We start from the raw sequence: 13,357 nt of genomic DNA, 5'->3' as shown, positions 1-13,357 counted from the left end.
ACGTGTATACATGGGGCAACAAGATATAGAGTTCAATAAAAAGAGCGGTAAATCCACGTGAACGATACGCCAGAAACACCTGTAAACGAAGAAGAAAACGGTCCAGAACGCTACGTATACGATGGACCTCAAATTTCCATCACCAGCGAGATGAAAACCTCCTATTTGGATTACGCGATGAGCGTGATCGTAAGTCGGGCGATTCCAGACCTGCGTGACGGGCTTAAACCGGTGCATCGGCGCATCCTTTATGCGATGTACGAGACCAACAACACGCATGACAAATCCTATCGTAAATCGGCGCGTCCTGTGGGCGATGTGATGGGTAAATACCACCCCCACGGCGACAGCGCGATCTATGATGCCCTTGTGCGGATGGCGCAACATTTCTCGATGTCACTCCCCCTGCTCGATGGTCAAGGCAACTTTGGCTCTATGGATGGCGATAACGCGGCGGCGATGCGGTATACCGAAGTGCGGATGGACAAACCCGCCGCCTATATCCTTGCCGACATCGACAAAGACACCGTTGATTTCCAAGACAACTATGATGGCAAAGACCGCGAACCGTCGGTTCTTCCGTCCCGCTTCCCAAATATGTTGGTGAATGGCGCTGGGGGGATCGCGGTTGGCATGGCCACGAATATTCCACCGCACAACCTTGGCGAAGTGATCGAAGCCACCTTGGCATTGATTGTGAATCCAGACCTAACCACCGAAGAATTGATCGAATACGTTCCGGGCCCTGATTTCCCGACAGGCGCGATTATGTTGGGCCGTTCGGGCGCACGCAAAGCCTATCTAGAGGGCCGCGGCTCAGTGATTATTCGCGCCAAAACACGCGTTGAAGAAATCCGCAAAGACCGCTTTGCGATTGTGGTCGACGAAATCCCCTATCAGGTTAATAAAGCGTCGATGATCGAGAAGATCGCCGAACAAGTGCGCGACAAAAAGATCGAAGGCGTGTCCCACGTTCAGGACGAAAGCGACCGGAATGGTGTGCGGGTTGTTGTCGAACTCAAACGCGACGCAACTGCCGAAGTGGTGTTAAACCAGTTGTTCCGTTATACCCCGATGCAGACGTATTTCGGCTGTAACATGCTTGCGCTGAATGGCGGTCGCCCTGAAACGCTCACTTTGCGGCGCTTCCTGACGTGCTTCATCGACTTCCGCGAAGAAGTCGTGGCCCGTCGCACCGCATTTGAATTGCGCAAAGCCCGTGAGCGGAGCCACATTTTGTGTGGATTGGCCGCAGCCGTCACCAATATCGACGAAATCGTTGCGACAATTCGCAGCTCCGCCGATGCGGGTGAAGCGCGCACCCGTCTGATGGAACGGCGCTGGCCCGCTGCGGCGATCATGGAATACATCAAGTTGATTGATGATCCGACCCATACGGCCAATGATGACGGCACTTATAACCTGTCCGAAATTCAGGCCCGTGCGATCCTTGAATTGCGCCTCCAACGCCTAACAGCGATTGGGGTCAAAGAGGTCACCGATGAGCTGCAAGAATTGGCGATCAAAATTCGCGAATACCTCGAAATTCTCGGCAGCCGTGAACGTATCATGGGCATTATCAGGGACGAACTTGTTGAAGTTCGCGACAAATTCGCGGTTCCACGTCGCACCCAGATCGTTGATTGGTCTGGCGATATGGACGACGAAGATCTGATCGAAAAAGAAGAAATGGTCGTCACCGTCACCTCTGGTGGCTACATCAAACGCACCCCCCTTGTTGATTTCCGCGCCCAACGTCGCGGTGGCAAAGGCGTTGGCGGGATGAAGACCAAAGAGGAAGATGTTGTGACCAACCTGTTTGTGGCCAATACCCACACGCAACTGTTGTTCTTTACGAACGATGGTATGGTTTACAAGCTGAAAACTTGGCGTTTGCCGCAAGGCAGCCGGACCTCCAAAGGTAAGGCCATCGTCAATATTTTGCCAATGCCTGTCGGTGTTTCGATTGCTGCGATCATGCCCGTGGATGCGCCCGATAGTGAATGGGGCAATCTTCAGATCATGTTTGCCACGTCAAAAGGCACCGTGCGGCGCAATGCGCTTTCCGATTTCACTAACGTGCGCTCAAACGGCAAAATTGCGATGAAGTTTGAGGATGATTTCGCCGATGCAACCCTCGTAAATGCACGAATTTGCTCGCCGGATGATGATGTGATGCTGGTGACCAACTCTGGCCGCGCGATCCGCTTCCCCGCGACCGATGTGCGGGTTTTCCATAGCCGCGCCTCAACGGGTGTGCGCGGGATCAGGCTGAAAGACGGCGAAGAAGTCGTTTCCATGTCGATTGTTCGCCACTTTGACGCCACCAGCGACGAACGCATCGCCTATCTCAAGATGCGCCGTGCGGCGGCGGGGGCTGTGGAGTCCGACGACGATGTCGATGACGAAGAAAATGGCGACGGTGCGATTTCTCCAGAACGGTTTGACGAAATGCAGGCCGCTGAAGACCTCATCCTGACCATCACGGCCAAAGGTGCTGGCAAAATCAGCTCCTCACACGGATATCCCGTGCGTGGACGTGGTGGCATGGGCGTTGGTGCGATGGATAAAGCGATGCGCGGCGGCGAACTTGTGGCGTGTTTCCCTGTGGAAATGGGCGATCAAATCATGCTCGCGACCTCCAATGGCCAATCCATTCGTTGTCCGATCCAAGGCATCTCGTTCCGGTCCCGCTCTGCGGGTGGCGTGAAAGTCTTTAACACTGGCAAAGGCGAAACCGTTGTTTCGGTCGCTTGGATCGCCGAAGCCGAAGAAGAAGAGATCGACGCGATCGAAGACGCCGAGATCGTGGCCGAAACCGATGTTGAAACACCGGATGACGCCACCGAATAAATCCCAAACGACGGGATGACATTCTGACCTTCAAAAGCCCTAACCTTTGCGCTGGGGCTTTTCACTTGTTCAAAGAAAGCTTATATCGCCCCCATGACACAAAAACTCCATATCATCGGCGGCGGAATGGCCGGATCAGAGGCCGCTTGGCAGGCCGCAAACCTCGGTGTTGAGGTCGTCATCCACGAAATGCGCCCCAAGGTCGAAACTTTTGCCCATCGCACGGGGAATTTTGCGGAAATGGTCTGCTCCAATTCCCTACGCTCCGACGACGACGAGCAAAATGCCGTGGGCCTGTTGCATTGGGAAATGCGCCAAGCGAATGGCCTCATCATGGCCACCGCGGACAAGCACAAAATCCCGGCGGGTGGCGCTTTGGCTGTTGATCGCGACCCCTTCGCGCAATCCGTGACCGATGCGTTGATGGCGCACCCGAATATCAGCGTTGAGTATGGTGAGATTACCGAATTACCCAAAAACGGCCATTGGATTATCGCCACGGGCCCGTTGACCTCGCAAGGTTTGGGCGAAGCGATCCAAGCCGAAACCGGCGCCGACGCCCTCGCCTTTTTCGACGCCATCGCGCCGATCGTTTATTCCGAAAGCATCAATATGGATGTCGCCTGGCTTCAGTCGCGTTATGACAAAGGCAACTCCGAAGAAGAGCGCAAAGCCTATGTGAATTGCCCGATGACCAAGGACCAATACGAGGCCTTCATCGACGCCATTCTCGCGGCCGAGCAAGCCGAATTCCATGAAGGCGAGACCGCTGGCTATTTCGACGGGTGTTTGCCGATTGAAGTCATGGCCGAGCGTGGACGCGAAACGTTGCGCTTTGGTCCGATGAAACCCGTCGGCCTGACCAACGCCCACGACCCCGAAAACAAACCTTATGCAGTGGTTCAACTTAGGCGTGATAACGCTTTGGGAACATTGATGAATATCGTTGGTTTCCAAACCAAAATGAAGTACGGCGCACAGGCCGAAGTTCTCAAAATGATCCCCGGTCTGGAAGAGGCAAGTTTCGCGCGTCTTGGCGGTATTCACCGCAATACGTTCATTAATTCGCCGACTTTGCTGGACGATCAGATGCGCCTCAAGTCCAAACCGCACATTCGATTTGCGGGTCAGATTACAGGGGTTGAGGGCTATGTGGAAAGCGCCGCGATGGGCCTTCTGGCTGGTCGTTTTGCCGCCGCCGAAATCCTCGAAAAACCTGTGAGTGCGTTACCGCAAGACACGGCGATGGGTGCGCTGGTGCATCATATCACGGGCGGCGCCGAGGCCAAAACCTTCCAGCCGATGAATGTGAACTTTGGTCTGTTTCAACCCGTTGAAGGCCTCAAAAATGGCCGCCGCGGACGCAAAGACCGCTACAAAGCCTATACCGACCGCGCAAAAGCCGCGTGGACGGACTGGCTCGCGCCGCAAGAATGATTACACGTTTCGCTCCCTCCCCGACGGGCCCGCTCCATTTGGGCCACGCCTATTCTGCGCTTTTGGCCTATGACATGGCGATGATGAATGGGGGCGAATTCCTGCTGCGGATCGAGGATATCGACCAGTCCCGCGCCCGTCCGCATTGGGAAACGCAAATCTATGAAGATCTCGACTGGCTTGGCCTGTGGTGGCCGCGCCCTGTGGTGCTGCAATCCGAGCAAATGTCGCGCTATGAAACGGCCCTCGATACGCTGTGGCGCGCCGAACGCCTGTATCCCTGCCACTGTTCGCGGCGCGACATCCAAGACGCCATGAGTGCGCCACAAGAAGGCACGCAACGCCTTGGCCCTGATGGCACGATCTATCCGGGAACCTGCACCGACCTTCCTAAAGCGCATTACGGCGAAAAACCGCGCCCCTCGGCGCAAACTCTACGGTTGCGCATGCGCTCTGTGGCGCGATTGGCCGAGAAAACGTCGGCTGGAATGGGGTTCTCCTTCATTGAAACCGGCGAAGGCCCGAACGGCGAAACGGGCGAGGTTTTCTTTACCGTTGATGAGCTTATTACAGAGGTTGGTGACATCGTTTTGGCCCGCAAGGGCATGGGCACAAGTTATCATTTGTCGGTAGTTTTGGACGATGCAGCACAGGAGGTCAGCCATGTAATCCGCGGCCAAGACCTCTTTGAGGCAACTAAGATTCACGTGGTTTTACAAAAGCTTCTCGGCCTCCCTTCACCTAAATACCACCACCATAAACTGATCCGTGATGATGACGGTAAACGCCTCGCCAAACGGGACGACGCGCGCGCCATTGCCAAGTTTCGCGCCGACGGGAAATCGCCCGAGGATATCCGCGCTATGGTGGGCCTTTAGGCCATCGGCGCCATGAGTTCGACATTGTCGCCCTCAAGCACAGAGGTGTAAAAACACGAGCGCCGATTGGTATGACACGCAGGGCCTTCCTGCTCGACAATCATCAACAGGCAATCCGCATCACAATCCACGCGCAGATCAATCAAACGCTGGATGTGGCCACTGGTTTCGCCCTTGATCCAAAACGCCTGCCGTGAGCGACTCCAATAGGTCACGCGGCGGGTTTCAAGCGTGCGCTTCACCGCCTCGATACTCATCCATGCCATCATCAAAACGGCGCCCGTTTCATCCTGCGCAATCGCGGGAATCAACCCTTGGTCATTAAAGACGAGTGTCTCTGGATCAAATTTCATGGCAACACCTTGTGTTTTACGGGCTTCAGCGCTTATCTAAGACAAAGGTGCGCAGATTTAAACACCAAAGGACCTAAGATGCCCGATACCGATCTCATAAAACTCTATTCCGCGCGCATTTTGGCGCTTGCGGCGAATATTGGCCTGACGGACCGCCTTGAGCTACCGGATGCCACGGCGAAAAAACGGGCGCCTCTTTGTGGATCAACCGTAACTGTCGATATTGAGGTGGAAGACGGGAAGATTACCGCGTTTGGTCAAGATGTAAAGGCCTGTGCTCTTGGGCAAGCTGCAGCCTCAATTTTGGCGCAAAACATCGTTGGCGCGAGCTTTAACGAGGTCCACGCGACGCGCACCGCATTGCACGATATGCTCAAAAAAGACGGCCCCGTGCCGACGGGGCGCTTTGAGGGGTTTGAGGTTCTTTTGCCCGCGCGCGAGTACAAAAACCGGCACGCCTCTATCCTTTTGTCGCTCGACGCCACGCTGGATGCGATTGAAAAAACACGCGCGCAAAACTGCGCTTAACACTTTCGCAAGGCTGCTCCTTTAAGCGTTATCAAACGTAAAATGGAGACGCCAATGATTCCCGCGCCGGAATTTGTAAATGGACAAGCCGTGGACAGCCGCATCAGTGCCTTGTCCCGAACGGCTTCTGCTCTGGGGTATGAAATTGTTGATATTGCGGGTTTTCTCGACCTCATCAATGAAAAAACGCATAGCCAATTAGGGACGCTTGCCGAAGTCCGCAAAGGGGCGGCTCGAGTAAGTGAGGCAAATTCTGCGGTGCTTCTGGCCGTGAAGAAGGTGAGCGATGCTTCCTTTCAAATGAATGGGGCTGTTGAAACCTCGATGGCGGATATCCGCAAGACCTCTGGCCAGACGAAAGACGTCGCCGAATGGGTTCAAACCATTGACGAACGTATGACAACCGTCGAGGCTACCCTTCTCGGGGTCCAAGAGAACAACGACGCCATCGCAAAAATCGCCAGACAAGTGAATATTCTAGCGATTAATGCCAAGATTGAGGCCGCGCGCGCGGGCGATGCAGGGCGCGGATTTGCCGTTGTGGCCGAAGCCATTAACGAGTTATCCCATAAGACAGCTGCCGCTGCGGCGGGGATATCCGACAATATTACGTCCCTGTCGGGATGGATCGGGTCGATGAAAACCGAAGCTGGCGGTATTTCCGAAAAGGCAACCAGCGTTCTAACGGGCGCCGAACTTACAGATACCGCCCTTACTGGTATTTCTGAAAGCGTAAAACTCTCCATGGCGCAGGCAAGCCAGATCGCCGCGGACGCCGAGAATGTGCGTGCTGCCGGTCAGGAGTTTGAACCCAGTTTCAATCTTATTGGAGGCTCGGTTGAAGAGGCGGCGGAAGGCATTTCACAGGCATTTACCCGCGTGCAGGCTCTCATTGATCGCTCGGAAAGCATTGTTCAAACAACAGTAGAAATGGGAGGAACAAGCGACGACATTTCGTTTATCAACCTTGTCAAAGAGCGCGCCACGATGGTTTCAAATACCTTTGAAGCTGGTATAATTGAAGGTGCTATTGGAATGAGCCAACTCTTTGACCAAACCTATTCTGACATTGCAGGAACGAACCCTGTGCAAAAAATGGCACCATTCACATCCTTCATGGACCGTGTGTTGCCGATAATCCAGGAAGAGGTTCTAACATTTGACGAACGGATCGTGTTTTGCGCATGTGTGGACCGGAACGGATATTTGCCGACCCACAATAAAAAGTTTTCGCAGAAACCAAGCCACGACCCGGCTTGGAATACAGCCAATTGCCGAAATCGACGCATTTTCGATGACCGCGTTGGGCTAAAGTCCGGAAACAACAATGAACCATTCCTCCTCCAAGTCTATCGGCGGGACATGGGAGGCGGCGAATTCACGATGATGAAAGATTTGTCGGCACCAATTATTGTGCAGGGAAGACTGTGGGGCGGCATTCGGATCGCCTACAACTTCAAATAAAAAGCCGCCGTCCCTGGGGAAGGAACGGCGGCGAGTATGCCCAGCGAAAGTTCGTTGCGTTTCTGGAAGAGGCACTTACAGAAAAGATATGAACAGGCAGTTTCATGAGATTGCGCATCACAATGGGGACAAGATGCGTAAAATCGACTTCACTGGGCGGGGTCAGACAGGCAGTGCAAACTAGGCAAAGCCAGGTAGAAAAAGTGCTCCAAGCAACATGAAAACAACAGCCGACAAGCCTGCTGCATCCTGCAACAGAGTTCCCGAAGAGCGGCTTATAATTTTTTTAAGTTCGCTAAACATTTTCATCTCCACCTTCACACTTTAGTTGCCTCTTTGTTCTCATCTTATGAACAGGAAGTAAAGAACTAAATGAGAACATTAGTGAACAAATGAGAACGCGATGTCAAAAATATGACTAACCCACTGAAATTAAACGAATTGCCTTATCTTGCTCCATTAACCACAAAAGTGAACGCGCAGCCTGACCACGTGGGCTGATCAACTCGGGGTCCAAAGTCAAAAGCGTACGCGCATCCTTCTGCGCAATGGCCATAAGCGCGGCTTGTCGCTCTAGGTCTGCAATTGCAAAGCGCGGTATACCCGATTGCGCGGTTCCAATGACATCCCCAGCCCCCCGTATCTCCAAATCTTCCTGCGCAATCCGAAACCCGTCTTCGCTTTCGCGTAATATTTCGAGACGGCGCTGCCCCGTTTTACTTAACGGTGGCTGGTAAAGAAGAACACATGTCGACTTCCCGGCGCCACGCCCTACACGCCCCCGCAATTGATGAAGTTGCGCTAGACCAAAGCTCTCGGCGCGCTCAATCACCATAATAGTTGCATTTGGTACATCAACACCGACCTCAATGACCGTCGTTGCAACCAACACAGACCGTTCACCCGCAACAAACTGCGCCATTGCTTGGTCTTTTTCCTGTGATGGCATTTGCCCATGCACCAAAGTAACCACGTTTTCTCCCAATTCGGCTCGTAGAGCCTTGAACCGATCTTCGGCAGCGGTCATGTCGATCAACTCGCTCTCTTCCACAAGGGGGCAAACCCAATATGCTTGCTTACCTTTTGAAACGGCTTTTCGCAGGCTGCTAACAATCTCGTCTATACGCCCTGTTGTGACCATAACCGTTGAAATAGGCTGCCGTCCCGCCGGTTTTTCATCTAGAATGGAAACATCTAAATCACCGAATTGCGCCAAGGCTAGGCTTCGGGGAATCGGCGTCGCCGTCATAACTAATACGTCCGCGCGCTTCCCCTTAGCTCCCAACCGCGCCCGTTGCTCCACGCCAAATCGGTGCTGTTCGTCGACGACCGCTAAGCGTAAATCATTAAAAACAACGTCATCTTGGAACACTGCATGCGTTCCAACCAAAATCTGAATGGCGCCACATGCTAAAGCCTCAAGCTTTTTCGTACGCTCTTTGCCTTTGTCTCGCCCCGTAAGAATCTCAATATTCACACCCGCAGTTTGCGCAAGCGGACGCAGCCCCTCTAAATGCTGGCGCGCAAGAATCTCGGTTGGGGCCATCATCACACCCTGCCCGCCAGACTCGACCGCATTTAATAAAACGGCCAGCGCAACCAGAGTTTTTCCTGCTCCAACATCCCCCTGCAAAAGCCGGTTCATCCGATACGGTTGTGCCATATCAAAACGAATTTCCTCGATTGCGCGATACTGGGCTTCTGTCGGAACAAAAGGAAGTGTTTTCAGAACCCTATCAAATAGGAGGCCTTCCCCCTTTGTCTCTTTCCCTTTCAATTTCCGCGCAGCATTCCGAGCAAGCGCAAGTGTCAATTGATGGGCAAAAAACTCATCGTAGGCTAACCTTTGTCGAGACATGCTCTCTGGCGACAAATCTTGGTTGTTCTGTGGATTGTGTGCCGCATTTAAGCTTTCTTTCCAGCCCCCCCATCCTCGCTCTCCCTTTAAGGATGGATCGATCCATTCCCCGAGTTCAGGCAGACGTTCCAGAGTCGCGGCGACAGCTTTGCTGATAACTTTTTGGGTAATTCCCACTGTAGAAGGGTAAACGGGCTCAAACTCAGGGATCGACGTGGCGTCCGCTAATTCAACTATATGATCCGGATGAACAATTTGGGCTATGCCATCAAAAACCTCAAGCTTTCCCGATACAATTCGGCGCTCACCTATAGGCAGAATTTTTTCAAGATAGTCCTGCCTTGCGTGAAAAAACACCAGTTGGAGCGTGGTTTGCGCATCCTGAACATAAATCCGGTACGGTCGACCACGACTAACCGCAGGTTTGTGATTCAGAATTTCGACTTCAACAGTAACAACGCATGGAGCATCGGCCCCTATAACACTCGTAATCGGACGTCGATCAACCCCAGAAAAGGGCAACAAAAACAGAAGGTCACGCGGTTTACCAATACTCATTCGCGCGAAGTTTTCCGACGCTTTTGGGCCGACGCCGTCCAGTGTTTTCAAATCAGAAAACAATGGGAAAAGCCCTTCTGGACGTGAACTCATAGCCCTTCGATCATGGCCAGCCATGCATCTTCATCAATGACTTCTATTCCTAGATCTTCAGCTTTCTTCGCTTTGGATCCAGCGCCTGGGCCGGCAACAAGCAAATCAGTTTTTTTGGACACGCTTCCAGAAACTTTTGCTCCAAGATCTTCAGCGCGCGCCTTGGCTTCTGCGCGACTCATCTTCTCCAAAGTCCCTGTGAATACAACTATTTTTCCAACCACGGGACTACTTTCCACCTCTTTGAATACCGCATCCAATGGTGTTAATTGGGAGATGAGTGCGTCAATTGCAACGCGTTCTCGCGGGTTTTGAAATGCGGCCACGAGAGACGTTGCCATGACAACTCCAACGCCATCAATTGACAAAAGATCATCCCAAGCGTCGCCACCGCCAACGGTCACAGATGTGAGGCCCGCTACAAATTTAGACCACGACTGATAATGTTTAGCTAAAAGTACACCTGAACTTTCACCGACATGCCTAATTCCAAGGGAAAAAATAAGCTTCGCGAGGGGAATCTGGCGCTTTGCATCTATTGCATCAAACAAGTTAGCGGCTGATTTACCTCCCCAACCCTCTCGGTTTTTAAGCTGATTCAGGCCATTTTCGTATCTTTCGCGCAGGGTAAAAATATCAGCGGGGCTTTCTATCCATCCATCTTTGTAAAACAGCTCAATTTGTTTGGCCCCGAGCCCCTCGATATCGAATGCAGACCGGGAAACAAAATGCTTTAACTTTTCAACGACTTGTGCGGCACAAATAATACCACCTGTGCATCTACGAACAGCATCGCCCTCTTCTCGGATGGCCGGAGACTGACAAACTTCACAAACTTCTGGGAAAACAAACGGTTGGCTATCAACAGGCCTTTTGGATAAATCTACGTCCGAAATTTTTGGAATAACGTCGCCCGCACGATAGACTTGGACCCAGTCACCTTCACGGATATCTTTGCCGTCTCGAATTAATTCACCTTTGTTTCCACGCCCCTGAATATAGTCCTCATTGTGAAGAGTCGCGTTACTCACCACAACGCCGCCAACGGTAACCGGCGAAAGCCTTGCCACGGGAGAAAGCGCCCCTGTTCTTCCGACTTGGATTTCAATTTTTTCGAGGCGTGTCCAAGCAAGTTCGGCAGGGAACTTATGTGCGATCGCCCAGCGAGGCGTTGTGCTTCGAAATCCCAATCGTTTTTGCAAAGTCAGGAGGTTCACTTTATACACGACGCCGTCAATATCATAACCAAGCGAGGCTCGGGACTGCTCGATAGATTTGTAATGAGCCAAAAGCTCTTGTGGCCCCTGACATATTTCCGTCAGATCGTTTACTGAAAAGCCAAATGCTTTTAAACGCGAAATCGCATTGAATTGCGTTTCTGCCAGTGGCTCTGAAAGCTCTCCCCACGCATAGGCAAAAAACTTTAACGGTCGGCCTTTGGTGATCTTTGAATCCAGTTGACGAAGGGAACCAGCGGCAGCGTTGCGCGGATTGGCAAAGGTTTTTTCTCCGTTTGCAATCTGGCGTTCATTCAAGTTCTGAAAGTCTTGATGAGACATGTACACTTCACCGCGAACCTCAAGGATAGAGGGCGCGTTGAATAGTTCTTGTGGGATATCAGATATCGTTCGCGCGTTTTCGGTAACATTCTCACCGATTGAGCCGTCCCCACGCGTCGCAGCATGTACGAGTTGACCGTCTTCATACCGTAGCGAAAGCGACAGGCCATCAATTTTGGGCTCAGCAGTAAATTCCAAAGCCTCGGTCGTAGAATAGCCCAGAAACTTTCGAATACGCGCATCAAAGTCTTCGACATCGGGCTCCTCAAACGCATTTCCAAGAGAGAGCATTCGAATTGTATGGGTGATTTTGCCAAACCCGGATTCCGCAGGGGCACCAATTTTCTCACTCGGGCTATCGAAGTGCCTTAGAGCGGGAAATCGAGCTTCTATCTCGCTGTTTCGGCGTTTGAGAGCATCATACTCAGCATCCGACAAGGTGGGCGCGTCTAGGCCATGATAGTCAGAATTGGCTTTCGACAATATTTTTGCAAGGCGCACGAGTTCGATCTTCGCTTCAGATTCGATCATGTCTTGTGGTTTTTTCTGTTCCATTGGACCTCGCTTGCCATGAGAGCAAACTATGCGTCAAGACAAGTGAGGTCCAGCGGAAGAGAAAGAGCATGTACAGTTTTCTTACACCTAAAAACTGAACATGGTTTGCAAGTTAGGCACCAACGGCAAGGGGTTCCTCAAGTTCCATTGGCTGTGGATCGCGCAAAACATAGCCGCGCCCCCAAACAGTTTCGATGTAATTATCCCCAGTTGTTGCTTCGGCGAGTTTTTTGCGAAGTTTACAAATAAACACGTCGATAATTTTAAGCTCTGGTTCATCCATGCCGCCATAGAGATGGTTAAGGAACATCTCTTTGGTGAGCGTTGTCCCTTTACGAAGGGAGAGAAGCTCTAGCATTTGGTATTCTTTACCCGTCAAATGCACCGTTTTACCCGAGACATCGACGGTTTTCGCATCAAGGTTGACCGAAATCTTGCCGGTACTAATGACCGACTGGGAGTGGCCTTTTGAGCGACGAATGATGGCATGAATTCGTGCAACCAATTCTTCACGATGAAAAGGTTTCGTCATGTAATCATCCGCTCCAAAACCAAAACCTTTGATCTTGTTCTCGGTATCATCTTCGCCCGTCAGAATGAGGATAGGCGTATCGATACGTGCCAAACGAAGTTGTCGAAGCACTTCGTGTCCGTTCATGTCTGGCAAATTAAGATCGAGCAAAATCAAATCGTAGTCATACAATTTCGCAAGATCGATACCTTCTTCCCCAAGATCGGTACAATAGACATTTAGATTCGCATGAGTGAGCATCAGTTCGATGCTTTTAGATGTAGTTGGATCGTCTTCTACTAAGAGGACTCGCATTTTGTTAATCTCCGCTGGTAACCCTTCTTCTTCATTCGACACTGGCTAAAATTGGTTAACTACAAGTTACCAATTGAGAAACGTTACCATTAACAACCTAAAGTTGTCGATATTTTTGCAATGCTGTGGACTTTAGGGCCGATTCACCGTGTTTTTCGATGGCTTCGACCCATGATTCGAACTCCTCTTCGCTCAAGCCATACCTTTCCAAGGCTTCTTTTAAGGGAATCAACCCATAGGCGACCCCCCGAACCACCGCTGCTTTACGGCTCGCAACCCAACGTTGGGTCTGCTCCGGCGGCAAATCCGCACGGGTTAATACGGACCCATCGGGCAGCGTAACTGCACGCGGGCCCTCAACTTTTTTCAAAAACATACCATTCCCCTCGATTTCC

The 13,357-nt window shown here is 51.9% G+C and carries 11 protein-coding genes; 5 read left to right on the top strand and 6 right to left on the bottom strand.

Annotated features, from left to right (window positions below):
• The first annotated feature begins 57 nt into the window (after positions 1-57).
• The 3 genes from gyrA to gluQRS all read left to right on the top strand — a co-directional run bounded on the left by gyrA (position 58) and on the right by gluQRS (position 5,168).
• Positions 58-2,853, top strand: a complete 2,796-nt coding sequence (gyrA, locus tag AB9F27_RS08415; RefSeq protein WP_335584363.1) for a DNA gyrase subunit A — start codon at positions 58-60, stop codon at positions 2,851-2,853.
• Positions 2,854-2,946: 93 nt separating this feature from the next.
• Positions 2,947-4,290: a methylenetetrahydrofolate--tRNA-(uracil(54)-C(5))-methyltransferase (FADH(2)-oxidizing) TrmFO gene (trmFO, locus tag AB9F27_RS08410; protein WP_335584362.1), complete on the top strand. Its 1,344-nt coding sequence runs from the start codon at positions 2,947-2,949 to the stop codon at positions 4,288-4,290.
• A complete protein-coding gene (gene gluQRS / locus AB9F27_RS08405) occupies positions 4,287-5,168 on the top strand; it encodes a tRNA glutamyl-Q(34) synthetase GluQRS (RefSeq protein WP_335584361.1) in 882 nt (293 codons plus the stop codon). The genes trmFO and gluQRS overlap by 4 nt, the downstream gene beginning before the upstream one ends.
• Here gluQRS and hisI read toward each other — a convergent pair.
• Positions 5,165-5,521, bottom strand: a complete 357-nt coding sequence (gene hisI / locus AB9F27_RS08400; protein ID WP_335584360.1) for a phosphoribosyl-AMP cyclohydrolase — start codon at positions 5,519-5,521, stop codon at positions 5,165-5,167. The genes gluQRS and hisI overlap by 4 nt on opposite strands.
• Positions 5,522-5,599: 78 nt before the next feature.
• On the opposite strand from hisI, the gene AB9F27_RS08395 reads away from it, so the two are divergent.
• Together AB9F27_RS08395 and AB9F27_RS08390 are read left to right on the top strand one after the other, a co-directional pair.
• On the top strand, positions 5,600-6,049 hold the full coding sequence (locus AB9F27_RS08395) for an iron-sulfur cluster assembly scaffold protein (protein ID WP_335584359.1): 450 nt from the start codon (positions 5,600-5,602) through the stop codon (positions 6,047-6,049).
• A 54-nt stretch (positions 6,050-6,103) separates the two neighbouring features.
• Positions 6,104-7,513, top strand: coding sequence for a methyl-accepting chemotaxis protein (locus AB9F27_RS08390; RefSeq protein WP_335584358.1), 1,410 nt, complete (start codon positions 6,104-6,106; stop codon positions 7,511-7,513).
• A 180-nt stretch (positions 7,514-7,693) separates the two neighbouring features.
• On the opposite strand, the gene AB9F27_RS08385 is transcribed toward AB9F27_RS08390, so the two are convergent.
• From AB9F27_RS08385 to AB9F27_RS08365, 5 genes are all read right to left on the bottom strand, one after another.
• On the bottom strand, positions 7,694-7,816 hold the full coding sequence (locus AB9F27_RS08385; protein WP_257722125.1) for a hypothetical protein: 123 nt from the start codon (positions 7,814-7,816) through the stop codon (positions 7,694-7,696).
• Between the two features lie 115 nt (positions 7,817-7,931).
• Positions 7,932-10,022, bottom strand: a complete 2,091-nt coding sequence (gene recG / locus AB9F27_RS08380) for an ATP-dependent DNA helicase RecG (RefSeq protein ID WP_335584357.1) — start codon at positions 10,020-10,022, stop codon at positions 7,932-7,934.
• Positions 10,019-12,136, bottom strand: coding sequence for an NAD-dependent DNA ligase LigA (gene ligA, locus AB9F27_RS08375; protein ID WP_335584356.1), 2,118 nt, complete (start codon positions 12,134-12,136; stop codon positions 10,019-10,021). Before ligA ends, recG begins: the two co-directional genes overlap by 4 nt.
• A gap of 112 nt (positions 12,137-12,248) precedes the next feature.
• On the bottom strand, positions 12,249-12,962 hold the full coding sequence (gene ctrA, locus AB9F27_RS08370) for a response regulator transcription factor CtrA (RefSeq protein WP_335584355.1): 714 nt from the start codon (positions 12,960-12,962) through the stop codon (positions 12,249-12,251).
• Between the two features lie 97 nt (positions 12,963-13,059).
• A complete protein-coding gene (locus tag AB9F27_RS08365; RefSeq protein ID WP_335584354.1) occupies positions 13,060-13,338 on the bottom strand; it encodes a DUF1153 domain-containing protein in 279 nt (92 codons plus the stop codon).
• Between the last annotated feature and the right edge of the window lie 19 nt (positions 13,339-13,357).

The organism is Falsihalocynthiibacter sp. CO-5D18, assembly GCF_041205445.1.
Lineage (GTDB): Bacteria > Pseudomonadota > Alphaproteobacteria > Rhodobacterales > Rhodobacteraceae > Falsihalocynthiibacter > Falsihalocynthiibacter arcticus.
This window is presented reverse-complemented; position numbering and strand designations above follow the sequence as displayed.

Bases quoted from the DNA above. Each gene is read 5' to 3' on its own strand.
- trmFO (WP_335584362.1), top strand. From the start codon at position 2,947: ATGACACAAAAACTCCATATCATCGGCGGCGGAATGGCCGGATCAGAG.
- gluQRS (WP_335584361.1), top strand. From the start codon at position 4,287: ATGATTACACGTTTCGCTCCCTCCCCGACGGGCCCGCTCCATTTGGGC.
- hisI (WP_335584360.1), bottom strand. From the start codon at position 5,521: ATGAAATTTGATCCAGAGACACTCGTCTTTAATGACCAAGGGTTGATT.
- AB9F27_RS08395 (WP_335584359.1), top strand. From the start codon at position 5,600: ATGCCCGATACCGATCTCATAAAACTCTATTCCGCGCGCATTTTGGCG.
- AB9F27_RS08390 (WP_335584358.1), top strand. From the start codon at position 6,104: ATGATTCCCGCGCCGGAATTTGTAAATGGACAAGCCGTGGACAGCCGC.
- AB9F27_RS08385 (WP_257722125.1), bottom strand. From the start codon at position 7,816: ATGTTTAGCGAACTTAAAAAAATTATAAGCCGCTCTTCGGGAACTCTG.
- recG (WP_335584357.1), bottom strand. From the start codon at position 10,022: ATGAGTTCACGTCCAGAAGGGCTTTTCCCATTGTTTTCTGATTTGAAA.
- ligA (WP_335584356.1), bottom strand. From the start codon at position 12,136: ATGGAACAGAAAAAACCACAAGACATGATCGAATCTGAAGCGAAGATC.
- ctrA (WP_335584355.1), bottom strand. From the start codon at position 12,962: ATGCGAGTCCTCTTAGTAGAAGACGATCCAACTACATCTAAAAGCATC.
- AB9F27_RS08365 (WP_335584354.1), bottom strand. From the start codon at position 13,338: ATGTTTTTGAAAAAAGTTGAGGGCCCGCGTGCAGTTACGCTGCCCGAT.